We start from the raw sequence: 19,696 nt of genomic DNA on the forward strand, positions 1-19,696 counted from the left end.
TATCCTCGGATGTGTTGCGCTGCGAACGACTTCGCTGGACAGGCGATACAGCTCCGCTAAAGCTCCTGCCCAATGTCTTCGATTTCTCGCCTTTTCTCGGCATTCGCACAGTTGTTGCGCCAGCGTACACTGGGCCGATCGATCGTTTTGCTACTCTCGGCCGCTATTCTTTTGCTGTTCGTCGCGAACGTCACGACCTTCGTGATGATCCAGCGAACGGCGGCTTTCAACGATCGCGTGGAGTCGACCTGGCAGGCCCGCCGGGCCGGCAGGATCCTACTGCTGAATCTCAAGGATGCGGAGACGGCCCAGCGCGGTTATGTCCTGACCGGTCTGTATGCGTTCCGCCTGGAGTACGATCAAGCGGTTCAGGCGAACGCCTATCTGATCGACACGCTCGCCGAACGACTGGGTGACGACCCCGTGGGCGCGGCCACCGTCGCGACCGTGACGCGATTGTCCCGCGCCAAGATCCTGGAGATGAACGGCGTCATCGCCCTGGGGCGCGCCGCCAGTCGCCAGGCCGCATCCGACCGCATCGCCCAAGGTGAAGGCAAGGAACTGATGCGCCAGCTGGAGGCCGAGCTGGGCGATCTGGACAGCCGGCTGGGCAGCGAACTGGCGCAGCGACGGGGCCAGTCCGAAGGGTCGGCGCTGACGACCGCGATCGTCAACGGGGTGGCCGGCGTGCTGATCCTGGTGCTCGGCGCCATCGTCGCCCTCCTGACCTGGCGCTACCTGGCCGAACTCAAGGACGCCCAGGCGGCCATCGACCGCGTCAACGCCGGGCTGGAGGAAACCGTCAAGGCCCGCACCGCCGCCCTGGTGCGTTCCAATGAGGAGGTGCAGCGGTTCGCCTATATCGTCAGCCACGATCTGCGCTCGCCGCTCGTCAACGTCATGGGCTACACCGCCGAGCTGGAGCAGGCGGGTCGAACCATCGATCTGCAGATGACCAAGGTGGAGACCCTGGCGCCGGATCTAGTGGAGCGCGACGCCCTGATCGCCGCGCGCGAGGACATACCCGAGGCGGTCGGCTTCATCCGCGCCTCGACCGAGAAAATGGACAGGCTGATCAACGCCATCCTGAAGCTGTCGCGCGAGGGGCGCCGCAATCTGGTGCCCGAATCGCTGGACATGGGGGCCATGACCCAGCGGATCGCCGATACCGTGCGCCATCAGCTGGAAGCGACGGAGACGGACTTCGTCGTCGGCGAGATGGTGTCCATCGAGAGCGACCGTCTGTCGATGGAACAGATCGTCGGTAACCTGGTCGACAACGCGGTCAAGTATCTGCAGCCCGGCCGCCCGGGCCGGATCGAGATCACGGGCCGGGACCTTCCGGGCGGCTGGGTCGAATATGCGATCGCCGACAACGGCCGGGGGATCGCCGCGAAAGACCACGAGCGAATTTTCGAACTGTTCCGTCGGGCCGGGCGTCAGGACCAGAAGGGCGAGGGACTGGGTCTCGCCTTCGTCCGCAACAGCGTTCGCCGTCTGGGCGGTTCGATCGATGTCGAGTCCGCCCTGGGCGAAGGCTCGACATTCCGGCTCAAATTCCCCAAACGCCTCATCCTCGACGACGCCGGAGACCCCTTATGAGCAGCAACCCCGTCAAGATCGTGATGGTCGAAGACGACCACGGCCACGCCAAGCTGATCGAAAAGAACATCCGGCGCGCCAACATCTCGAACGAAATCGTCCATTTCGACCACGGCCAGCCCGCCCTCGACTATCTGTTCAGCGAGGAGGTGCGCGCCAACGGACCGATGTTGATCCTGCTGGACCTGAACCTGCCGGACATGAGCGGGACGGATATCCTGGCCGAGGTCAAAAAGGACGAGCGCCTGAAGCGCGCGCCCGTGGTCGTCCTGACCACCACCGACGACAAGACCGAGATTCAGCGCTGCTACGACCTGGGCTGCAACGTCTACATCACCAAGCCCGTGGACTATGAAAGCTTCGCGGGGGCGATCCGCCAACTGGGGCTGTTTCTGTCCGTGATGCAGGCCCCGGAGATCGAATGACGCCGGACAAGCCGCTCATCCGGCTGCTCTACATCGACGATGACCGCGGTCTGTCGCGGCTCGTTCAGAAGGAACTCGGCCGCCACGGCTATGAGGTGACCCTGGCCGCCGACGGCGACGCGGGTGTCCAGGCCATGGATACCGGCGACTACGACATCTGCGCGCTCGATCACTACATGCCCGGCCGCGATGGTCTGGACGTGCTGCCCGACCTGCTGCACCGCCCCGCGCCCCCACCCGTCGTCTATGTCACGGGGGCCCAGGAAGGCCGGATCGCCGTCGCCGCCCTGCGAGCCGGCGCGGCCGACTATGTGATCAAGGACGTGTCCGAGGACTTCACGGCCCTGCTGCGCTCGGCCCTGGAAGACGCCCTGCTGCGCCGGCGGCTGGAGCGCGAGAACGAGGAGGCCCAGGAAGAGGTCCGACTGGCGCGCGATCGCGCCGAAGCCATGTTGCGCGAGGTCAACCACCGCGTCGGCAATTCGCTGCAACTGGTCTCGACCTTCATGTCCTTGCAACTGCGGCACCTCGCCGACGACGGGGCCCGCAACGCCCTGCGCGAGGCCCAGGCCCGGATCGAGGCCGTGGCCCATGTGCACCGCCGCCTCTACACCTCCGGCGACATGGAGTCGGTGGATATGCAGGCCTATCTGGAAGGCCTGGTCGACGAGCTGTCCAAGTCCCTCGGCCCCGACGAAACGTCGCCGCGCATCATCCTGCAGGCGCAGCCGATGCGCGTCACCACCGATCAGGCCGTGTCGCTGGGCGTGGTGGTTACCGAGCTGGTCACCAATGCCGTCAAATACGCCTATGCCCCCGGCCAGACCGGCGAGATCCGCGTCATTCTCGCGCCCGATCCCGCGACGCAGCGGGCGATCCTGACGGTCGAGGACGACGGTCCCGGCCTGGGCGACGGCAAGCCCAAGGGCACGGGTCTGGGCGGCAAGATCATCACCGCCATGGCGTCCGGCCTGCGCTCCGCCGTCGAGTTCGACGGGGCGCACAAGGGCGTTCGCGCCCGTCTGGCCTTCGACCTGTGACCCCGGCCCTTCAGTTCGGCCGGGCCGATGCCGACACCGACTATCTGTTGCGCCCGGCGGTCTTCGGCCTGGTCTTCCACGACGAGAAGATCGCCTGCGTCAGGGTCACGCGCGACACGCCCTATTTCGACCTGCCGGGCGGGGCGATCGACGGGGACGAAACGGAGCCGGAAGCCCTGATCCGCGAGTTCCTGGAGGAGACCGGCATGACGGTCCGCCCGTTGGATCGGATCGCCGAGGCCGGTCAGTATTTTCGCAAGTCGGACGGGGCTCCGGTGAACAACCTCGGAGGCTTCTGGATCGCCGAGCGGCTGGCGCTGGACCCGGCCCGCAAGGTCGAGGCCGATCACGAACTGGTCTGGCTGCACCCTCGGACGGCCCTGTCGGAACTGCGTCATGACGCCCACGCCTGGGCCGTGGCGAAGTGGCTGCGGCGCTAAGCGCGGCCATACGGAACGCCCGGTGTCGCCATTCGCTTTTCAGGCATGACCGTCGCCGTTGGGGCGACGTCGAATGTCAGGAGTCTCTCATGGCCGATCATGACCGCATCGAAGGCGCCGCCAAGAACATCGGTGGCAACATCAAGGAAGCCGCCGGCAAGGTGACGGGCGACGAAAAACTGAAGGCTGAAGGCAAGGCCGACCAGCTCGAAGGCAAGGTCCAGAACACTGTCGGTGGTATCAAGGATTCCGTCCGGGACGCTGACAAGCACTAGGTCAACGCCGCGATCGACTGCAGAGGCCGCTCCGTCTGGAGCGGCCTTTTTTTTGTCTGGTCGTTCATCCCGATGGCGCGCCGCGCTATCGGGTCAGCGCCCGCATGGCCCGGTCCAGCCCGTCCAGCGTCAATGGATACATGCGCTGATCCATGACCTCGCTCAGCAGCTTCACCGACGCCGTATAGTCCCAGTAGCGCTCGGCCACGGGGTTCAGCCACACCGACTTGTCCCACTGCAGCCGCGCGCGGCGCATCCAGACCGCCCCGGCCTCCTCGTTCCAGTGTTCGACCGATCCGCCCGGCATCGTGACCTCGTAAGGGCTCATCGTGGCGTCGCCGACGAAGATGGCCCGCCAGTCGCCGGGGTATTTGTTCAGCAGATCCCAGGTCGGGATGGTCTCCCCGTGCCGGCGTCGGTTGTCCTTCCACACGCCCTCGTACAGGCAGTTGTGGAAGTAGAAGAACTCGAGGTTCTTGAACTCGGTGCGGGCGGCGCTGAACAGCTCCTCGCACAGCTTGATATGGCCATCCATCGACCCGCCCACGTCGAGGAACAGCAGGACCTTGATCGTGTTGCGCCGCTCGGGCCGCATGCGGATGTCCAGCCAGCCCTGCCGCGCGGTCCCGTCGATGGTCCCGTCGATGTCCAGTTCCTCGGCCGCGCCCTCGCGCGCGAACCGGCGCAGCCGCCGCAGCGCCACCTTGATGTTGCGCGTGCCCAGTTCGACCGTGTCGTCCAGATTGCGGAACTCCCGCTTCTCCCAGACCTTGACCGCGCGGCCATGCTGCCCCGGCCCGCCGATCCGCACGCCCTCGGGATTGTAGCCGCCGTGGCCGAAGGGGCTGGTGCCGCCGGTGCCGATCCATTTGGACCCGCCCGCGTGGCGCTCCTTCTGCTCTTCCATCCGCTGCTTCAGCGTCTCCATCAGCTTGTCGAAGCCGCCCATGGCCTCGACCTCGGCCTTCTCCGCGTCGGTCAGGAACTTGGCGTTCAGCAGCTTCAGCCAGTCCTCGGGCACGTCCAGCGTGGGCTCATCGCCCGCCCCGAGGGTCTCGATGCCCTTGAACACGGTTCCGAAGACCTGATCGAACCGGTCGTAGTGTTTTTCGTCCTTGATCAGGACCGCCCGCGACAGGTGGTAGAAGTCCTCGACCCGCCCCCCGGCCACGTCCTTGTCCATGGCCTCCATCAGATGGAGCCATTCCTTGGTCGACACTGGCACCTTGGCCTGCCGCAGGGCGGTGAAGAAGGGGAGGAGCATCAGTCTGGTTCCGGGCCGAGGGAGCCCAGCAACCGCTCTAAAGGCGCTCGGAGGCGGGGCGTTGTATCTGTCGCGGCTTCCCAAACCCGGTGCAGGTTCACCCGCAGGTACGCATGAGCGAGGCGGTTCCTCATTCCAATAATGTCCGCCCAAGGGACGTCGGGCTCTCTGTCCTTCAGGTCTGATGACAGCTGGTTGGCACCCTCACCGAGCACGATCATGTTCATGCAGACCACAGCGACCAGGGGCTCGATGTCTGCCCATTCATCGGCGGTGAAGTCCCCCAGATTCATGGAGATGCGGTACACGGCCGTCAGCATTTCTGTCAGGTACAAGCGGTCGCGCTCGCTAGACATTCACAGCGTCTCTGCTCACGACTTTCCACAGAAGACGAGGCATCTCGTCGCGCGTGCCCATTTCGACGCGTGCGCCCAATCGATCTCCCAGTTCGCGCTCCACGCCGAAGAAGCGAAACCCTAGCGGCTTCACCACCTCCACCAGCAGATCCACGTCGCTGTCCGGCCCCGCTTCGTCGCGGGCATAGCTGCCGAACAGGCGCACGTTGACGATGCCCTGTTCTTCAAGCCAAGGCTTCAGCTCGCGCAGTTTCACCAGCAGTTCGTCGCGGGTCATAGGGCGACCATAGCCTATCCCCGCCGCAGGATGAACTCGTCGTCGAGCCAGGTCCCGACCGGGTACTGATACTCGCCGACCTTCTCGAACCCGTGCCCGGCGTACAGCTTCTGAGCCTTCACATTGCCGCTCCAGACGCCGATCCAGATGGCCCCGTCGCTGTTCGCCTCCATCCAGTCCAGCGCCAGAGTCAGCAACCGGGTGCCCAGTCCCAGGCCCTGGGCCGCCTTGCTCACATACAGCCGGCGCAGTTCGGTGTGGCTGGGCCGGGCGTCGGGGTGGGGCAGGGTGTTGGGCCCGGCATTGGCGAAGGCCAGCAGGGCCCCGTCCGCCGCTTCCGCCACCCACCAAACCGCGCTCGGCTCGGCCAGTTTTCGCGCCGTCGCAGCCACGCCAAAGCTTCCCTCGATGAACACGGCCAGGTCGGCGGCCGGGTAGGGGATGGCGAACCCATCGGCGGCCACGAAGGTGTCGAGGAACGTCTGGTGCCCCAACGCACCAAGCGCGGCGGCGTCGTCGGGGCGGGCGGGGCGGATCACAACGTCGGTCATGTCCGCCCCTTAGCCTCAGATCGCGTCCAGGGCGACCTTGCCGATGGTCGTGCCGCTCTCGAGCCGGCGGTGACCCTCCAGCAGGGTCTCGACCGTCATCGCCCCCAGGTTCTCGCTCAGCGGGCTGCGGATCTGGCCCGCCTCCACCAGCCGCGCGATCTCGCTCAGGATGTGGTGCTGCTGGATCATGTCGGGCGTCTGGTGCAGCGACCGCGCGAACATGAATTCCCACACGAAGCCGGCGCTCTTGTATTTCAGCAGTTCGACCGACAGGCCTTTGAAGTCGTCGATCGAACCGATCACACCCTGGACCTCCACGGCCCGGGCCAGGGCCTCGAAATGGTCCGTCGTATGCGTCAGGCTAGCGATGTATTTCGGAGCCCGCTCGCCGGCGGCGGTCAGGGCCTCGTCGATGGGGCCGCTGTGATCGATGACGGCGTGGGCCCCCATCTCCAGGCACCAGGCCCGGGTCTCGGGCCGCGCGGCCGTGGCGACCACGCGCAGGTTGGTGATCGCCCGCGCCAGTTGAATCAGCACCGAGCCGACGCCGCCGGCCCCGCCGACGACCAGCAGGGTCTCGTCCTCGTCCCGGCTGGCGTGCATCCGGTCGAACAGCAGTTCCCACGCCGTGATGGCGACCAGGGGCAGGGCCGCAGCCTCGGCGAAGCCCAGGTTCGCGGGCTTGCGGCCGACGATGCGCTCATCGACCGCCTGACGCTCGGCGTTCGAGCCCGGACGGTCGATCTGGCCGGCATAAAAGACTTCGTCGCCCACCTTGAACAGGCTGACCTCGCTGCCGACCGCGGTGACGATTCCGGCGGCATCATAGCCCAGGATGCTCGTTTCCCCTCCTTCGGGCTGGCGGCTGCCCCGGACCTTGGCGTCGACCGGATTGACGCTGACGGCCTTGACCGAGACCAGCAGGTCGTGCGGTTTCAGAACGGGTTCGGGCGCGTCGAACGCGACCAGGGCTGCGGGATCGTCGGCCGGCCGGGGGCCGGTGGTGCCAATGGCTTTCATGGGGAGTTCCTTCGCCGCGTAGCCGCGGCCTGCGCTCAGATAGGCCCGGTCGCCCGCATCGCAAGCTAGCGCTCGTTTCATCCGAAGCCGGGCGCTTCACTCAGAAACGCGTTCCGTCGCTCCGCGCGAGCGCCTAGTCTGCGACCATGTCCGTCGCCCTGTTCACTCACCCCGACATGATCGCCCACGCCCCCGGCGCAGGGCACCCCGAGCGGCCCGAGCGCCTGGCCGCGGTCCTCGCCGCCCTCGACGACGCCGACCTGTCGCTGGATCGCCGCGCAGCGACCGAGGCCGGGGTCGCCGATCTCGAGCGCATTCATCCATCCGCTTATGTGAGGCGCATGATCGAGGCGTCTCCGGCGGAAGGGCTGGCCCAACTGGACGCCGACACCGTCCTGTCGCCGGGCAGCGTGCGCGCCGCGCGCCTGGCCGCCGGGGCCGCGATCGACGCCGTGCGCGCCGTGGTGGAGGGCCAGACCGCTCGCGCCTTCGCCGCCGTCCGACCGCCCGGCCATCACGCCGAACCGAACCAGGCCATGGGGTTCTGTCTGTTCTCGAACGTCGCCGTCGCCGCCCGCGTGGCCCAGTCGCTGGGAATGGCCCGCATCGCCGTGGTCGATTTCGACGTCCACCACGGCAACGGCACCCAGGCCGCGTTCGAGGCGGACGACAGCCTGTTCCTCGGCTCCATCCACCAGATGCCCCTCTATCCCGGCACCGGCGCGCCGTCGGAGACCGGGGTCGGCAACATCGTCAACGTGGCGGTCGAGCCCCATGCCGCGCGCGAATCATGGCGCGCCGGTTTTGCCGGCCGTCTAATGCCCGCGCTCGACGATTTCGCCCCCGACCTGATCCTGATTTCCGCCGGTTTCGACGCCCATCGCCGCGATCCCCTGGCCCATCAGTCCCTGGAGGCCGAGGATTTCGCCTGGGCGACGCGGGCGGTGCTGGAGGTCGCGCGTCGTCGATGCGGCGGCAAGGTTGTCTCTTCGCTGGAGGGCGGTTACGACCTTGAAGGACTGGGCCGCTCGGCCCTCGCCCACGTCCGGGCCCTGGGGGAGGCATAAAGCAAGGTCCACGGCGGTCATCCGCCCGTACTTCGTCTCACCATGATGCCAGACACCCTCGATCATCCCCCGACTGAAACGCGCGTGCCCGCTCCGGCGCGGCCGCGTGCGGTCGCGACCCGCCCCGGCTCCATCACCCTGGCCCGCCACGGCGAGCCGGCCCTGTCGCGCAAATGCCTGCTCACGTCGGATCAGTACCGCGACTGGTGGGCGAAATACGAGCTGGGCGGCCTGCTGGCCGGTCAGAGCCCGCCGCGCGGGCTGCTGGAGACCGCACAGGGCGCGGGCGTCATCTTCGCCTCCACCCGCCAGCGCGCCCAGGAGACCGCCTCGGCCATCTCGGCGGGGCGCGAGGTCACCTCCGATGTCCTGTTCATCGAGGCACCCCTGCCGCCGCCGCATTTCCCGTCCTGGTTCAAGCTGCCGCCCAAATACTGGGGCGTGGTCGCCCGTTTCTGGTGGCATGCCTTCGACCATCACGACGGCCAGGAGACCCGCCGCGAAGCCGAGGCCCGCGCCGAACGCGCGGCGCAGAAGCTGATCGCCCGGGCCGAGGCCGGCGAGGACGTCCTGGTCCTGGCCCACGGCTATTTCAATCATATGGTCGGCGCGCGCCTGAAGGCCGACGGCTGGAAGCTGGTGCACAACCAGGGCTTCAAATACTGGTCCCAGCGGCGTTACCAGAGAGCCTAATTCTCCGCTTTGTCGTCACCGGATGCGGCAGATGATAAACCAACGTCGTTGGCCAGCGCGGCAAACGCCTTCTGATCGGCCTCGCTCGTCCATTCATGGAATGCGGCAAAGGGATCACCCACCTCACCGTCGCCCATCGCGCTGTTCCGAGGCTGCAAGGGCCGAATTGGCTTCTGATCCATGGCTGGTTGCTCCAGTGCGTTCGCACAATGGATCAATCGCGCCCGATCGCCAATCCGTGGAGACCGCGCTCGCTTCCCCGTTGAAGCGAGCGCATCGCGCCTCTAGGGTCGAGGCAATGTCAGACGTAACGCCCTCCGTACCCGCCGATCTCAGTTTCGAAGCCGCCCTGTCCAGGCTCGAGACCATCGTTTCACGCCTCGAGTCGGGCCAGGCTCCGCTTGAGGAGTCCATCACCCTGTACGAAGAGGGGGCGCTGCTGAAGGCGCACTGCGAGGCCCGGCTGAAGGCGGCCCAGCTGCGGGTCGAGAAGATCGTCGTCGGGTCCGACGGGGCCGCCCGCGGCGTCGAGCCGGCCGAGTTCAGCTGATGACCCCGGCGGTCGCGCCTCGCATCGACTACGACGCCTTCACCGCCGTCGACATCCGCGTCGGCCAGGTTCTCCGCGCGGAAACCTTCCCGGAAGCGCGCAAGCCCGCCTACAAGCTGACCATCGATTTCGGCCCGGACATCGGCGTCAAACGCTCCTCGGCCCAGATCACCCGTCACTATACGCTCGACCAGCTCGAGGGCCGCAAGGTCGCCGCCGTGGTCAACTTTTCGCCGCGTCAAATCGGACCTTTCATGTCCGAGGTCCTGACCCTGGGCTTCCCGGACGCGGAGGGCGAGGTGGTTCTGGTCGGGGTGGATCGCGACGTGCCGGTCGGCGGGAGACTGTTCTGATGCGCCTGGCCGCCAATGCCCCCGTCCAGTCCGTCGCCGACCGCGTCGCCGAGGTCGCCGACCTCGTCACCGTGGCCCTGGACGAGCTCCTGCCCCGGGCCGATGGCCCTGAGTCCCGGCTGACCGAGGCCATGCGCTATGCGGCGCTGGGGCCCGGCAAGCGGCTGCGGCCCTATTTCGCCATGGAGGCGTCGCGGCTGTTCGATATCGACGAGCGGCCGGTGCTGCGCGCCGCCTGCGCCCTGGAATGCGTCCACGCCTACAGCCTGGTCCACGACGACCTGCCCTGTATGGACGACGACGACATGCGGCGCGGTCGACCGACCCTGCACATCGCCTATGACGAGGCGACCGCCGTCCTGGCCGGCGATGCGCTGCAGACCGCCGCCTTCGACATCATCCTGCATGAGGACACGCACGAGGACGCCAACATCCGCTGCGCCCTGGCCGCCCGCCTGTCGCTGGCGTCCGGCGCGCGCGGCATGGCCGGGGGGCAGATGATCGACCTGCTGGGCGTGCGCGACGACCTGAACGGGGTGGCCCGCATGCAGCGGCTCAAGACCGGGGCCCTGTTCACCTATGCGTTCGAGATTCCGCTGATCGTGGCCCGGGCCAGCGAGCAGCATTGCCAGGCTTTGACCAGCTTCGCCCACGACATCGGCCTGGCCTATCAGATCGTCGACGACCTGCTGGATTTCGACGGCGACGAGGCGGTTTTGGGCAAGGCGGCCCAGAAGGACGCGGCCCAGGGCAAGACCAATTTCGTCACCCTGCTGGGGGTCGATCAGGCGCGGCATCGCGTCGCGCAACTGGCCGATCAGGCCCGTAGCCATCTTGATGTGTTCGGTCCGGACGCGGAAAACCTCAAGGCCAGCGTGGACTTCGTGCTAAACCGCAGGTCCTGAGAGGAAACGTCCGGCGTCAGATCGGTCGAAACCAAGTCAATAGAAGCCAAGGTTCACGCGTTCGATGCCCGTCACTCCGCTGCTCGACAAGGTCCGTATTCCCGCCGACATGCGCGGCTTCGATGCCGCCCAACTGCGGCAGCTCGCCGATGAGCTGCGGGCGGAAACCATCGACGCGGTCTCCACCACCGGGGGCCATCTGGGCGCGGGTCTGGGCGTCGTCGAGCTGACCGTCGCCCTTCACCACGTGTTCGAGACGCCCGAGGACATCCTGATCTGGGACGTCGGTCACCAATGCTACCCGCACAAGATCCTGACCGGTCGGCGCGACCGTATCCGCACCCTGCGCACGGGGGGCGGTCTGTCCGGTTTCACCAAGCGGGCCGAGAGCGAATACGACCCCTTCGGCGCCGCCCACGCCTCCACCTCGATCAGCGCCGCCCTCGGCTTCGCCGCCGCCCGCGACCAGCAGGCGAAGACCAACAAGGTCGTGGCCGTCATCGGTGACGGCTCCATGTCGGCCGGCATGGCCTATGAGGCGATGAACAACGCCGCCGAGACCACCGGCCAGCTGACCGTGATCCTCAACGACAACGACATGTCGATCGCCCCGCCGGTGGGCGGCATGAGCGCCTACCTGGCCAGACAGGTCTCGGGCGGCGCCTATCAGAACTTCCGCCAGTTCGGCAAAAAGGTCGCCGAGCACATGCCGCGCCCGTTCCGCGAGGCGGCGCGCAAGGCCGAGGAATATGCCCGGGGCATGGTCACCGGCGGCACCTTCTTCGAGGAATTGGGCTTCTACTACATCGGCCCGATCGACGGCCACGACCTGGATAATCTGGTCCCGATCCTGAAGAACGCGGCCGCCATCACCGACCGCCCGGTGGTCGTCCATGTCGTCACCCAGAAGGGCAAGGGCTATGCCCCGGCGGAAAGCAGCGCCGACAAGCTGCACGCCGTGGTCAAGTTCGACGTGGTGTCGGGCAAGCAGAACAAGTCCGTCTCCAACGCCCCCAGCTACACCAAGGTGTTCGGCACCGAGCTGATCAAGCGGGCCGCGATCGACCCGACCATCGTCGCCATCACCGCCGCCATGCCGTCCGGCACCGGCCTCGACCTGTTCGGCCAGGCCTATCCGGCCCGCACCTACGACGTCGGCATCGCCGAGCAGCACGCCGTGACCTTCGCCGCCGGCCTGGCCGCCGACGGCATGAAGCCCTTCTGCGCCATCTATTCGACCTTCCTGCAGCGCGGCTACGACCAGGTCGTCCATGACGTGGCGATCCAGTCCCTGCCGGTGCGCTTCGCCATGGACCGGGCCGGCCTGGTCGGAGCGGACGGCTGTACCCACGCCGGCACCTTCGACGTCGGCTTCATGGGGGCCCTGCCCGGCATGGTGCTGATGGCCGCGGCCGACGAGGCCGACCTAGCCGCCATGATCGCTACCGCCTGCGAGATCGACGACCGCCCCTCGGCCTTCCGCTATCCGCGGGGTGAAGGCATCGGAGTCGAGATTCCCGAACTGGCCCAGCCGCTGGAAATCGGACGCGGCCGCATCGTGCGCGAGGGCACGGCCGTCGCCATCCTGTCGTTTGGTACCCGTCTGCAGGAATCGTTGAAGGCCGCCGACCTGCTGGCGGCGCACGGTATTTCGGCCACGGTGGCCGATGCCCGTTTCGCCAAGCCGCTCGACCATGACCTGATCACGCGGCTGGCGCGCGAGCACGAGGCGCTGATCACGGTGGAGGAGGGTGCCATGGGGGGCTTCGGGGCCTTCGTGCTGCAGTATCTCGCCGGCGAAGGGGCCCTGGACGCCGGGCTCAAGATCCGCACGCTGCATCTGCCCGACGTCTTCCAGGATCACGACGCGCCGGCGCGTCAGTACGCCGAGGCCGGCCTGGACGCCGAACACATCGCCGCCGCCGCGCTGAAGGCGCTGGGGGTGGAGACGGCGCGTGGAGCGGTGCGGGCCTAGCAAAACCCCTCTCCCTCCCCCTCAGGGAAGGGTGGCTGAGCGCAGCGAAGCCGGGTGGGGGCGGCCAAGCCAGCGTGCACGGGTCTGTATCCGCGTCACCGGCCCTTCCCACCCATTCGAGGCTTTGCCTCAACGACCCTCCCCCGAGGGGGAGGGAGAAGGACTTAAGCCGCCGCCTTCATCACATTGCCGTCGTCCAGCAGCACCACGGTCGGTGACCACTGACGCGCTTCCTCGACCGGAAGTTGGCCATAGGTCACCACGATGACCTTGTCGTGCTTCTGTACCAGCCGCGCGGCCGCCCCGTTCACGCCAATGACCTTGGATCCGCGTGGAGCCTCGATGGCATAGGTGGTGAAGCGCGCGCCGTTGGTGATGTTCAGCACATCGACCTGTTCGTTCGGAAAAATCCCGGCGGCTTCCAGCAGATCGCCGTCGATGGCGATCGAGCCTTCATAGTCCAGGTCGGCCTGCGTCACCGTCGCGCGGTGCAGTTTGGCCTTCATCATGGTGACCAGCATGGGGAGTGCGGTCCGATCGTGACGCGGGGCGATAGGCCCCCGCTCGCAGGCGGCTCATATAGGGATTTCGGTCACCGCCAGCAATCGCGCACGCGCGATTGGCCACGCCTCCGTTACCCGACCTTCATTTGACCGCAACCTGCCACCCTCTATGCTCCATCCTGGCCGATCGTGGCCATTCGACCGGATCGCCGTCTTCCCATGAAGCAGTTCTTCCTGACCGTGCTCGGTGTCTTCACCGGCCTGATCCTGTTCGTCGTCGTCCTGCCGATCGTGCTGATCGTCGGCGCGGCAGCCACGGCGCGCGAACCGGCCACGCCAGCCAACGCCGTCCTGGAGCTGGACCTGCGTCAGGGGCTGACCGATCAGGCCCCGATCAATCCATTCGCTTCCTTCGGCGGATCCAGCCTGTCGGTGGTACAGATCGTCGATACCCTGGCGCAGGCGGAGCGAGACGCCCAGGTCAAGGTGCTGCTGATCCGCCTCCCGGAGGCCGGCATCAGCCCTGCCTCGGCCGACGAGATCCGTCAGGCCGTCCGCCGGTTCCGCGCCGCCGGCAAGCCGGTCATCGCCCACTCCCAGGGCTTCCAGCCCGTCGGCACCGTGATCTCCAGCTATATGATCGGGGCCTCGGCCTCGGAGCTGTGGATGCAGAATACCGCCAGCTTCCAGGCCACCGGCTTCTCGGCCGACTCGGTCTTCCTGGGTCGCGCCTTCGATCGCTACGGCGTCCGAGCCGAGTTCGAGCAGCGCTACGAATACAAGAACGCGGTCAACGAGTTCACACAGTCCGACTACACCGGCCCGCACCGCGAGGCGATGACGGCGTGGATGACGTCCATCTACGACTCGGCCATCGCCAACGCCGCGTTCGACCGCAAGGTCCCGGCCGCTGCCCTCAAGACCACGATCGAGGCCGGCCCCTATGCCGCGCCGCAGGCCCTGTCGTTGAAGCTGATCGACAAGATCGGTCAGGTCGAGGAGGCCGAGGCCGAGGCGAAGCGCCGGGCGGGCCGAGGAGCCGGCATCCTGGAGTTCGACGACTACGCCTCATCCAAGGGCGAGCGGATCGGATCGGGGAGCGATGCCATCGCCATCGTCGGTGGCGAAGGGGCGATCATCACGGGGACGGGCCGAGCGTCCGGCCTCGGCGGCGGGTCCTCGATCCGCTCCGACGACACGGCCGAGGCGATCTACGACGCGATCGAGGACCGGTCGGTCAAGGCCATCGTCTTCCGCGTGTCCTCGCCGGGCGGTTCGCCCGAGGCCTCGGAGCAGATCCTGGCCGCCGTTCGGGCGGCGCGGGCGGCCGGCAAGCCGGTGGTGGTGTCGATGGGCGACTATGCGGCCTCCGGCGGTTACTGGATCAGTTCGGAAGCCGACTGGATCGTGGCCCAGCCCTCGACCCTGACCGGCTCGATCGGGGTGTTCGGCGGCAAGTTCGTGGTGTCCGAAGCCCTGGGCCGGTTCGGCGTCGATCTGCGCGGCCTGTCGGTCGGCGGCGACTATTCCGACGCCTTCAGCCCCGCCTCGGGCTTCACCCAGGCGCAGCGCGCGGCCTTCTCAGCCTCCATGGACCGCACCTATGAGGAGTTCGTGCAGCGCGTCTCGACCGGCCGTCGCCTCCCTATCGAGCGCGCGCGCGAAATCGCTCGTGGCCGCGTCTGGACCGGGGCCCAGGGCAAGACGCTCGGTCTGGTGGATCAGCTGGGCGGCCTGACCGAGGCGATCGGCAAGGCGCGCGAACTGGCGAAGATCCCGGCAGGGGCCTCCGTGCGTTACAAGCGGTTCCCGACGCCGAAATCGCCGTGGGAAGCGCTGTCCGAAGCCTTCGGCGTCCAGACGCAGGCCGCCCGCGCGCTGGTGACGCTGGGGGGAGTCATGGCCGATCCGCAGACCCAGGCTATCCTGGGCCGCGTCGAGATGGAGCGGATGCGGGGGCAGGGGGCTTCGGTCCTCGCCGATCAGCCTCTGTAAACCGCGACACACTCGCCTGTGACGTGCTCGGTCATTGACGGTTCACCTCTGTGGACCGACATTGGGGTTCAGGCGTTCGGAAGAGCGCTCGAAAGGATCAGTGATGACACAGGACCGCTACGCCTCGATCGGCTTCCAGAACCGCCGCACTCACGGGATCCTCGCCCCGATCATGTGGTTGGGCGGATTGATCGCTGCCGTTGCGGCCCTGACGGTCGGGGCCGTTCTGGCGGTGTTTACCGCCGCCGCTGTCGCCGTGATCGCCCTCTTCGCTAGTGTCCTGGTCTTTTTCGCCGGTCTGGCGGTCCGCGCCCGCCGCAGGGTGACGGTCAGGTCCCGGCGCGCCGACGATGTGATCGAGGCCACCAAGGTCGGCGACACCTGGGTCACCTACGGCTGGGAACGTCCGCACCACTAGGGCTATAACGGGCCAATGGTGACGATCACGGCGGCCCCCTCTCCCAATTTCGATCAGCGGCGCGCCCCGCCGGATATGATCCTGCTGCACTACACCGGCATGCAGACAGCAGAGGCCGCCATCGCCCGGCTTCGCGACCCGGACGCGAAGGTTTCCGCCCACTACGTTGTCGACCAGGACGGTTCGATCCTCCGCCTTGTCGAGGAGGAGCGGCGCGCCTGGCACGCCGGCCAGAGCTGGTGGAAGGGCGAGACCGACATCAACGCGGTCTCGATCGGCATCGAGATCGTCAATCCGGGCCACGAATTCGGTTATCGCCTGTTTCCCGATGCCCAGATCGAGGCCGTCATCGCCTTGATCGACGACGTGCGGACGCGCTGGGCCGTCGACGATGCCCGCATCCTCGGCCACTCCGACGTCGCCCCGACCCGCAAGCAAGATCCCGGCGAGCTGTTTCCCTGGAAGCGCCTGGCCGAACACCGGCAGGGTCTGTGGTTCGAGCCCGCACCCGAACGCATCGCCGCCCTCGGCCCACCGCTTGGAGTCGGCGACGAGGGGCTGGGCGTTCATGTGCTCCAGGCCGGTCTGCACCGGTTGGGCTACGAACCCTTGCCGGACGGCCGCTATACCGACGAGACCCGCATCACGGTCGAGGCCTTCCAGCGCCACTGGCGGCCTTCGAGGGTGGACGGCATCGCCGACGGCGAAACCCGCGCGACCCTGATGGGCGTGCTCCAACTGGCGACGGTGGAAAGCGTGACGGGCGTGCTGAACTAGAGGGTCTCGCGATCCTGGAAGGGGCTCAGCACGCGCATGATCCGGATAACGTTCTGGGCGTCGACGACGCGGTAGTAGATGCGGTGGCCTTCGACCGGCCGCTCGCGGACGGCGTCGTGATCACCTTCCGGCCATCGATCTGGATGGGTTTTAAGGTCTCGAACGGCCTTGACTATGGCGGCGTAGCGACGATGGGCGCGCGTCCCGCTTCCCGGCTGCATCAACCATCGCCGCACCGACGCAAGGTCAGCCCTTGCTTGCTCGGAGATGTCGAGACGATAGGCCAGGCTCAGTCGGCTTCTCGCGCCTCGGCCGCCTCGGCTTCGGCAATCTCATTCTCGAGCCAGCGCATCGCCTCGTCGCCCGAGATGTAACGGCCGGCCATAAAATCCTCATCAGCCTCGGTCAGCCGGGCGCTTTCCCAGGCGAGACGCCGTTCGCGCGCGCCTAAGGCCTCGTTCGCAAGCTGACCCGGAGTTTTCTGGACAACCGTGGACATGAAATCAGACTAGCACATGCTGGCTCCGTCCGCATCTCGCGGTTGACCCCCAGGCCGTCCGGGCGCATCACCCCCTCGCCAGACGGCCGGGCGGTCGCGGCGGGGTTCGCCCTGTCGAGGAAAGTCCGGGCTCCACGGTGAAAAGGCGGCGGGTAACGCCCGCCCGGGGTGACCCGAGGGATAGCGCCACAGAAAGCAAACCTCCTGCGTCTCGACGCGGGTAAGGGTGAAAGGGTGGGGTAAGAGCCCACCGCGTCGCTGGTAACAGGGACGGCATGGCAAGCCCCGCCTGGAGCAAGACCGAATAGGGACGTCGCGCGGTTTCGGCCGCAGGGTTCACCGCCCGAGGCGTCCGGGTAGGTCGCGAGAACCCTCCGGCGACGGGGGGTCCAGAGGAATGATCGTCACCGCACCTCGGTGCGGGACAGAACCCGGCTTACAGGCCGTCTGGCATTCTTCCCCTCAGGCGCGGCTACCGCACGCGCCGTGGCGCTGCCCGCTTGAGCCTCGGTGGCCGGCCCCGTTGGCGGGGTCATCTCACCTCCTGCGCCCGATTAACCCCTTGGACCAAAACGCGGCGCAAACTTCCCACAGGGTGTTAATACTTATCGTGTTCTGTGTATGTTCACGGTCTATGCAGTCTAACGCATGCGTTTCGCGCCGATCATGGTTAAAGATACCTTCATCATCCCATTGAGACCCATCCAATCCCATGCTATCCCGTTCCTGCGATCAGGGGATTGGCGGCGTCGGCGTATTGGGCGCGGGAATGAGTGGGGAGCGGGCCGCAAGGGGCTCGGTAGGCAGGCGTGTTTCTCGGAACCAGTGAGAAGCAGCTGGACGGCAAGCGCCGTCTCCTGATCCCTCAGGAATTCCGCACGACCGACAACGGGGCCGAGCACGGCGTCTTCTGCTTCTTCTCGGTCGAGTCCGATTGCCTCGAGGCCGGCGGCGACAAGCTCATGGCCGAGTACGTCGCCATGATCGAGGCCCTGCCGTTCGGCGACGACTGGCGCACCGCGCTGGAAGAGACCGTCTACGGCGGGCAGAAACAGCTGGCCTACGACGGCGGCGGCCGCATCACCCTGCCGGAAAGCCTGTGCCAGGAAGCCGGACTCGGCGAGGACGTCGTCATCGTCGGTCTCGGGCCCCGGTTCCAGATCTGGGACCGCGCCCGCTGGAACGCCCGCAAGGACGAGCGTCGCGAACTGGCCCGCAAGGCCATGCGCGAGCGCGGCGACGTCCGTCGTCGGCCGCTGGGTGGCGACGCATGACCGCGCTCGCCCCGGCCCCCCATGCCCCGGTCCTGCTGGACGAGGTGATCGCCGCCCTGGCCCCGGCGCCCGGTTCGGTGATCATCGACGCCACCTTCGGGGCCGGCGGCTACACCCGCGCCATCCTGGCTGCGGGGGCCACGGTCATCGCCCTGGACCGGGACCCGACGGTCCGACTCCATGCCGACGCTGTGGCCGACGACCATCCGGGCCGCTTCTCTCTGATACAGACCCCGTTCTCGGGCCTGGCCGAGGCGTTCGCTGACAGCGGCCAGCCCCGCCTCGACGGCGTCGTCTTCGACATCGGCGTGTCCTCGATGCAGCTGGATGAAGCGGAGCGCGGCTTCTCCTTCATGCGCGACGGACCGCTGGACATGCGCATGTCGCGGGACGGCGACAGCGCCGCCGACATCGTCAACACCTGGGACCACGGCCCCCTGGCCCACATCCTGAAACAGTATGGCGACGAGCGGCAGTCGGGCCGGATCGCCACCGCCATCCTGCGCCGCCGGATCGAACAGCCGTTCACCCGCACCCTGGACCTCGCAGCCGTGGTCGAAAAGGCGCTCGGCGGCCGTCGGGGCGCTCCCACCCATCCCGCCACCCGCACCTTCCAGGCTCTGCGCATCGCCGTGAACGACGAACTGGGCGAACTGACCGCCGGGCTCGAGGCCGCCGAAGCCACCCTGGTCCCCGGCGGACGTCTGGTCGTCGTCACCTTCCATTCGCTGGAGGACCGGATCGTCAAGGCCTTCCTGACCGAGCGCAGCGGCAACGCCCCCGGCGGCTCGCGCCACGCCCCCATGGCCGTCGAGACCCGCAAGCCCAGCTTCACCCTGCAATTCAAAGGCGCGCGCGAGGCGGGCGAGGCTGAGCTGGCCGTCAATCCGCGCGCCCGCTCGGCCAAGCTGCGCGCCGCCGTCCGCACCGCGGCCCCCGTCTGGGCGACCGCCGCATGACCCGCAATCCGCTTCAGGCCCTGTTCGACTGGAAGGTCCGCGGCATCCGCTGGATCGAGATCATCGGCGTCGGCATCGTCGCCGCCCTGGTCTTCTCCGTCTATGTCGCCAAGGCCGCCGCCGGCCGCGAGAGCGCCGAGATCGGCCGGCTCGAGCGCGACATCGCCGAGACCGGCCAGCGCGTCCGCCTGCTGCGCGCCGAGGCCGCCCGTCTGGAGCAGCCCGGCCGGCTGGAGGCGCTGTCGCGTGGGGCCGGTCTGGGTCCCGTCGACGCGACCCGCCAGGCCGAGGAGTCGGCTCTGGCCGGCCTGAAGCCCGCACCATTGCCCCCGGCGGCCCCCGTGCCGTCGCCGACCCGGATGGAGGCCGCCGCGCCGACCCCCAGGAGCGACGCACCGGCCGCGCCGACCGACGGAGCGCCGCTGTGAGCGTTCAGGATCACCGTCTCTACCGGCCCGCGCCGACGCCCGCGCGTCAG

Annotated in this window: 26 protein-coding genes and 1 other RNA gene; 18 read left to right on the forward strand and 9 right to left on the reverse strand. The window is 67.6% G+C overall.

The genetic code is table 11. From position 1 onward, the window contains the following. The first annotated feature begins 204 nt into the window (after positions 1 to 204). The 5 genes from BZG35_RS05965 to BZG35_RS05985 all read left to right on the forward strand — a co-directional run bounded on the left by BZG35_RS05965 (position 205) and on the right by BZG35_RS05985 (position 3,782). Entirely contained in the window at positions 205 to 1,602 is a 1,398-nt protein-coding gene (locus BZG35_RS05965; protein ID WP_253189283.1) for an ATP-binding protein, read from the forward strand. Further along, a complete protein-coding gene (locus tag BZG35_RS05970) occupies positions 1,599 to 2,027 on the forward strand; it encodes a response regulator (protein ID WP_253189284.1) in 429 nt (142 codons plus the stop codon). The genes BZG35_RS05965 and BZG35_RS05970 overlap by 4 nt, the downstream gene beginning before the upstream one ends. Next, positions 2,024 to 3,067: a sensor histidine kinase gene (locus BZG35_RS05975; RefSeq protein WP_077354819.1), complete on the forward strand. Its 1,044-nt coding sequence runs from the start codon at positions 2,024 to 2,026 to the stop codon at positions 3,065 to 3,067. The genes BZG35_RS05970 and BZG35_RS05975 overlap by 4 nt, the downstream gene beginning before the upstream one ends. Next, positions 3,064 to 3,507, forward strand: coding sequence for an NUDIX domain-containing protein (locus BZG35_RS05980; RefSeq protein ID WP_077354820.1), 444 nt, complete (start codon positions 3,064 to 3,066; stop codon positions 3,505 to 3,507). Before BZG35_RS05975 ends, BZG35_RS05980 begins: the two co-directional genes overlap by 4 nt. Before the next feature lie 89 nt (positions 3,508 to 3,596). Next, on the forward strand, positions 3,597 to 3,782 hold the full coding sequence (locus BZG35_RS05985; protein ID WP_077354821.1) for a CsbD family protein: 186 nt from the start codon (positions 3,597 to 3,599) through the stop codon (positions 3,780 to 3,782). An 85-nt stretch (positions 3,783 to 3,867) separates the two neighbouring features. Here the strand turns inward: BZG35_RS05985 and BZG35_RS05990 are convergent, their stop codons facing one another. The 5 genes from BZG35_RS05990 to BZG35_RS06010 are packed head-to-tail and all read right to left on the reverse strand — an operon-like array spanning position 3,868 to position 7,250. Further along, positions 3,868 to 5,046, reverse strand: coding sequence for a VWA domain-containing protein (locus BZG35_RS05990; RefSeq protein ID WP_077354822.1), 1,179 nt, complete (start codon positions 5,044 to 5,046; stop codon positions 3,868 to 3,870). Then, a complete protein-coding gene (locus BZG35_RS05995) occupies positions 5,046 to 5,402 on the reverse strand; it encodes a DUF86 domain-containing protein (protein ID WP_077354823.1) in 357 nt (118 codons plus the stop codon). Before BZG35_RS05995 ends, BZG35_RS05990 begins: the two co-directional genes overlap by 1 nt. Then, on the reverse strand, positions 5,395 to 5,679 hold the full coding sequence (locus tag BZG35_RS06000; protein ID WP_077354824.1) for a nucleotidyltransferase family protein: 285 nt from the start codon (positions 5,677 to 5,679) through the stop codon (positions 5,395 to 5,397). Before BZG35_RS06000 ends, BZG35_RS05995 begins: the two co-directional genes overlap by 8 nt. A gap of 14 nt (positions 5,680 to 5,693) precedes the next feature. Next, positions 5,694 to 6,230: a GNAT family N-acetyltransferase gene (locus BZG35_RS06005; RefSeq protein ID WP_077354825.1), complete on the reverse strand. Its 537-nt coding sequence runs from the start codon at positions 6,228 to 6,230 to the stop codon at positions 5,694 to 5,696. Positions 6,231 to 6,245: 15 nt separating this feature from the next. Continuing rightward, positions 6,246 to 7,250, reverse strand: coding sequence for a zinc-binding alcohol dehydrogenase family protein (locus tag BZG35_RS06010; protein ID WP_077354826.1), 1,005 nt, complete (start codon positions 7,248 to 7,250; stop codon positions 6,246 to 6,248). Between the two features lie 146 nt (positions 7,251 to 7,396). Between BZG35_RS06010 and BZG35_RS06015 the strand changes: the two genes are divergently transcribed. Beyond that, entirely contained in the window at positions 7,397 to 8,317 is a 921-nt protein-coding gene (locus tag BZG35_RS06015) for a histone deacetylase family protein (RefSeq protein ID WP_077354827.1), read from the forward strand. A gap of 42 nt (positions 8,318 to 8,359) precedes the next feature. Beyond that, positions 8,360 to 9,010, forward strand: a complete 651-nt coding sequence (locus tag BZG35_RS06020) for a phosphoglycerate mutase family protein (protein ID WP_077354828.1) — start codon at positions 8,360 to 8,362, stop codon at positions 9,008 to 9,010. Here BZG35_RS06020 and BZG35_RS17875 read toward each other — a convergent pair. Beyond that, complete coding sequence (locus BZG35_RS17875) at positions 9,007 to 9,147, reverse strand: hypothetical protein (protein WP_171981892.1); 141 nt, start codon at positions 9,145 to 9,147, stop codon at positions 9,007 to 9,009. The genes BZG35_RS06020 and BZG35_RS17875 overlap by 4 nt on opposite strands. Before the next feature lie 161 nt (positions 9,148 to 9,308). Here BZG35_RS17875 and BZG35_RS06025 point away from each other — a divergent pair, with 161 nt between their 5' ends. The 4 genes from BZG35_RS06025 to dxs all read left to right on the forward strand — a co-directional run bounded on the left by BZG35_RS06025 (position 9,309) and on the right by dxs (position 12,793). Further along, positions 9,309 to 9,560: an exodeoxyribonuclease VII small subunit gene (locus tag BZG35_RS06025; protein ID WP_077354829.1), complete on the forward strand. Its 252-nt coding sequence runs from the start codon at positions 9,309 to 9,311 to the stop codon at positions 9,558 to 9,560. Continuing rightward, complete coding sequence (locus BZG35_RS06030) at positions 9,560 to 9,913, forward strand: tRNA-binding protein (protein WP_077354830.1); 354 nt, start codon at positions 9,560 to 9,562, stop codon at positions 9,911 to 9,913. The genes BZG35_RS06025 and BZG35_RS06030 overlap by 1 nt, the downstream gene beginning before the upstream one ends. Continuing rightward, positions 9,913 to 10,818 (forward strand): polyprenyl synthetase family protein, encoded by a 906-nt coding sequence (locus BZG35_RS06035; RefSeq protein ID WP_077354831.1) that lies wholly within the window; start codon positions 9,913 to 9,915, stop codon positions 10,816 to 10,818. The genes BZG35_RS06030 and BZG35_RS06035 overlap by 1 nt, the downstream gene beginning before the upstream one ends. A gap of 64 nt (positions 10,819 to 10,882) precedes the next feature. Then, positions 10,883 to 12,793 (forward strand): 1-deoxy-D-xylulose-5-phosphate synthase, encoded by a 1,911-nt coding sequence (dxs, locus tag BZG35_RS06040; RefSeq protein WP_077354832.1) that lies wholly within the window; start codon positions 10,883 to 10,885, stop codon positions 12,791 to 12,793. 164 nt (positions 12,794 to 12,957) lie between these two features. Here the strand turns inward: dxs and panD are convergent, their stop codons facing one another. Continuing rightward, positions 12,958 to 13,314 (reverse strand): aspartate 1-decarboxylase, encoded by a 357-nt coding sequence (gene panD, locus BZG35_RS06045; RefSeq protein ID WP_077354833.1) that lies wholly within the window; start codon positions 13,312 to 13,314, stop codon positions 12,958 to 12,960. A 201-nt stretch (positions 13,315 to 13,515) separates the two neighbouring features. Here panD and sppA point away from each other — a divergent pair, with 201 nt between their 5' ends. The 3 genes from sppA (at position 13,516) to BZG35_RS06060 (ending at position 16,486) form a co-directional block, all read left to right on the forward strand. After that, the gene (gene sppA, locus BZG35_RS06050; RefSeq protein WP_077354834.1) at positions 13,516 to 15,291 is read left to right on the forward strand and encodes a signal peptide peptidase SppA; all 1,776 of its coding nucleotides are present in this window, start codon (positions 13,516 to 13,518) and stop codon (positions 15,289 to 15,291) included. A 103-nt stretch (positions 15,292 to 15,394) separates the two neighbouring features. Beyond that, positions 15,395 to 15,709, forward strand: a complete 315-nt coding sequence (locus tag BZG35_RS06055) for a hypothetical protein (protein ID WP_077354835.1) — start codon at positions 15,395 to 15,397, stop codon at positions 15,707 to 15,709. A 15-nt stretch (positions 15,710 to 15,724) separates the two neighbouring features. After that, complete coding sequence (locus BZG35_RS06060; RefSeq protein ID WP_077354836.1) at positions 15,725 to 16,486, forward strand: N-acetylmuramoyl-L-alanine amidase; 762 nt, start codon at positions 15,725 to 15,727, stop codon at positions 16,484 to 16,486. On the opposite strand, the gene BZG35_RS06065 is transcribed toward BZG35_RS06060, so the two are convergent. Continuing rightward, positions 16,483 to 16,779, reverse strand: coding sequence for a type II toxin-antitoxin system RelE/ParE family toxin (locus BZG35_RS06065; RefSeq protein WP_077354837.1), 297 nt, complete (start codon positions 16,777 to 16,779; stop codon positions 16,483 to 16,485). The two genes, BZG35_RS06060 and BZG35_RS06065, sit on opposite strands and share 4 nt — an antisense overlap. Continuing rightward, positions 16,776 to 16,985: a hypothetical protein gene (locus BZG35_RS06070; RefSeq protein ID WP_077354838.1), complete on the reverse strand. Its 210-nt coding sequence runs from the start codon at positions 16,983 to 16,985 to the stop codon at positions 16,776 to 16,778. Before BZG35_RS06070 ends, BZG35_RS06065 begins: the two co-directional genes overlap by 4 nt. 78 nt (positions 16,986 to 17,063) lie before the next feature. On the opposite strand from BZG35_RS06070, the gene rnpB reads away from it, so the two are divergent. From rnpB to BZG35_RS06090, 4 genes are all read left to right on the forward strand, one after another. Continuing rightward, positions 17,064 to 17,440, forward strand: an RNA gene (rnpB, locus tag BZG35_RS06075) — RNase P RNA component class A. 354 nt (positions 17,441 to 17,794) lie between these two features. Further along, positions 17,795 to 18,259, forward strand: coding sequence for a division/cell wall cluster transcriptional repressor MraZ (locus tag BZG35_RS06080; RefSeq protein WP_077354839.1), 465 nt, complete (start codon positions 17,795 to 17,797; stop codon positions 18,257 to 18,259). Next, positions 18,256 to 19,218 carry a 16S rRNA (cytosine(1402)-N(4))-methyltransferase RsmH gene (gene rsmH / locus BZG35_RS06085; RefSeq protein WP_077354840.1) on the forward strand — a complete coding sequence of 321 codons (963 nt, stop codon included), beginning with the start codon at positions 18,256 to 18,258 and terminating at the stop codon, positions 19,216 to 19,218. The genes BZG35_RS06080 and rsmH overlap by 4 nt, the downstream gene beginning before the upstream one ends. Next, positions 19,215 to 19,646, forward strand: a complete 432-nt coding sequence (locus tag BZG35_RS06090) for a cell division protein (protein WP_077354841.1) — start codon at positions 19,215 to 19,217, stop codon at positions 19,644 to 19,646. The genes rsmH and BZG35_RS06090 overlap by 4 nt, the downstream gene beginning before the upstream one ends. The last annotated feature ends 50 nt before the right edge of the window (positions 19,647 to 19,696 follow it).

Origin of the sequence: Brevundimonas sp. LM2 (assembly GCF_002002865.1) — a bacterium.
Taxonomy (GTDB): domain Bacteria; phylum Pseudomonadota; class Alphaproteobacteria; order Caulobacterales; family Caulobacteraceae; genus Brevundimonas.

Excerpts from the sequence above, each read along its gene's own strand:
- BZG35_RS06005 (WP_077354825.1), bottom strand. The coding sequence starts at position 6,230 with ATGACCGACGTTGTGATCCGCCCCGCCCGCCCCGACGACGCCGCCGCG.
- BZG35_RS05970 (WP_253189284.1), top strand. The coding sequence starts at position 1,599 with ATGAGCAGCAACCCCGTCAAGATCGTGATGGTCGAAGACGACCACGGC.
- BZG35_RS05995 (WP_077354823.1), bottom strand. The coding sequence starts at position 5,402 with ATGTCTAGCGAGCGCGACCGCTTGTACCTGACAGAAATGCTGACGGCC.
- dxs (WP_077354832.1), top strand. The coding sequence starts at position 10,883 with ATGCCCGTCACTCCGCTGCTCGACAAGGTCCGTATTCCCGCCGACATG.
- BZG35_RS06070 (WP_077354838.1), bottom strand. The coding sequence starts at position 16,985 with ATGTCCACGGTTGTCCAGAAAACTCCGGGTCAGCTTGCGAACGAGGCC.
- BZG35_RS06010 (WP_077354826.1), bottom strand. The coding sequence starts at position 7,250 with ATGAAAGCCATTGGCACCACCGGCCCCCGGCCGGCCGACGATCCCGCA.
- BZG35_RS06035 (WP_077354831.1), top strand. The coding sequence starts at position 9,913 with ATGCGCCTGGCCGCCAATGCCCCCGTCCAGTCCGTCGCCGACCGCGTC.
- BZG35_RS06030 (WP_077354830.1), top strand. The coding sequence starts at position 9,560 with ATGACCCCGGCGGTCGCGCCTCGCATCGACTACGACGCCTTCACCGCC.
- BZG35_RS06055 (WP_077354835.1), top strand. The coding sequence starts at position 15,395 with ATGACACAGGACCGCTACGCCTCGATCGGCTTCCAGAACCGCCGCACT.
- panD (WP_077354833.1), bottom strand. The coding sequence starts at position 13,314 with ATGCTGGTCACCATGATGAAGGCCAAACTGCACCGCGCGACGGTGACG.
- BZG35_RS06025 (WP_077354829.1), top strand. The coding sequence starts at position 9,309 with ATGTCAGACGTAACGCCCTCCGTACCCGCCGATCTCAGTTTCGAAGCC.
- BZG35_RS06060 (WP_077354836.1), top strand. The coding sequence starts at position 15,725 with ATGGTGACGATCACGGCGGCCCCCTCTCCCAATTTCGATCAGCGGCGC.
- BZG35_RS06015 (WP_077354827.1), top strand. The coding sequence starts at position 7,397 with ATGTCCGTCGCCCTGTTCACTCACCCCGACATGATCGCCCACGCCCCC.
- BZG35_RS05965 (WP_253189283.1), top strand. The coding sequence starts at position 205 with ATGATCCAGCGAACGGCGGCTTTCAACGATCGCGTGGAGTCGACCTGG.
- BZG35_RS05975 (WP_077354819.1), top strand. The coding sequence starts at position 2,024 with ATGACGCCGGACAAGCCGCTCATCCGGCTGCTCTACATCGACGATGAC.
- BZG35_RS05985 (WP_077354821.1), top strand. The coding sequence starts at position 3,597 with ATGGCCGATCATGACCGCATCGAAGGCGCCGCCAAGAACATCGGTGGC.
- BZG35_RS05990 (WP_077354822.1), bottom strand. The coding sequence starts at position 5,046 with ATGCTCCTCCCCTTCTTCACCGCCCTGCGGCAGGCCAAGGTGCCAGTG.
- BZG35_RS06020 (WP_077354828.1), top strand. The coding sequence starts at position 8,360 with ATGATGCCAGACACCCTCGATCATCCCCCGACTGAAACGCGCGTGCCC.
- BZG35_RS06090 (WP_077354841.1), top strand. The coding sequence starts at position 19,215 with ATGACCCGCAATCCGCTTCAGGCCCTGTTCGACTGGAAGGTCCGCGGC.
- BZG35_RS06000 (WP_077354824.1), bottom strand. The coding sequence starts at position 5,679 with ATGACCCGCGACGAACTGCTGGTGAAACTGCGCGAGCTGAAGCCTTGG.
- BZG35_RS17875 (WP_171981892.1), bottom strand. The coding sequence starts at position 9,147 with ATGGGCGACGGTGAGGTGGGTGATCCCTTTGCCGCATTCCATGAATGG.
- sppA (WP_077354834.1), top strand. The coding sequence starts at position 13,516 with ATGAAGCAGTTCTTCCTGACCGTGCTCGGTGTCTTCACCGGCCTGATC.
- rsmH (WP_077354840.1), top strand. The coding sequence starts at position 18,256 with ATGACCGCGCTCGCCCCGGCCCCCCATGCCCCGGTCCTGCTGGACGAG.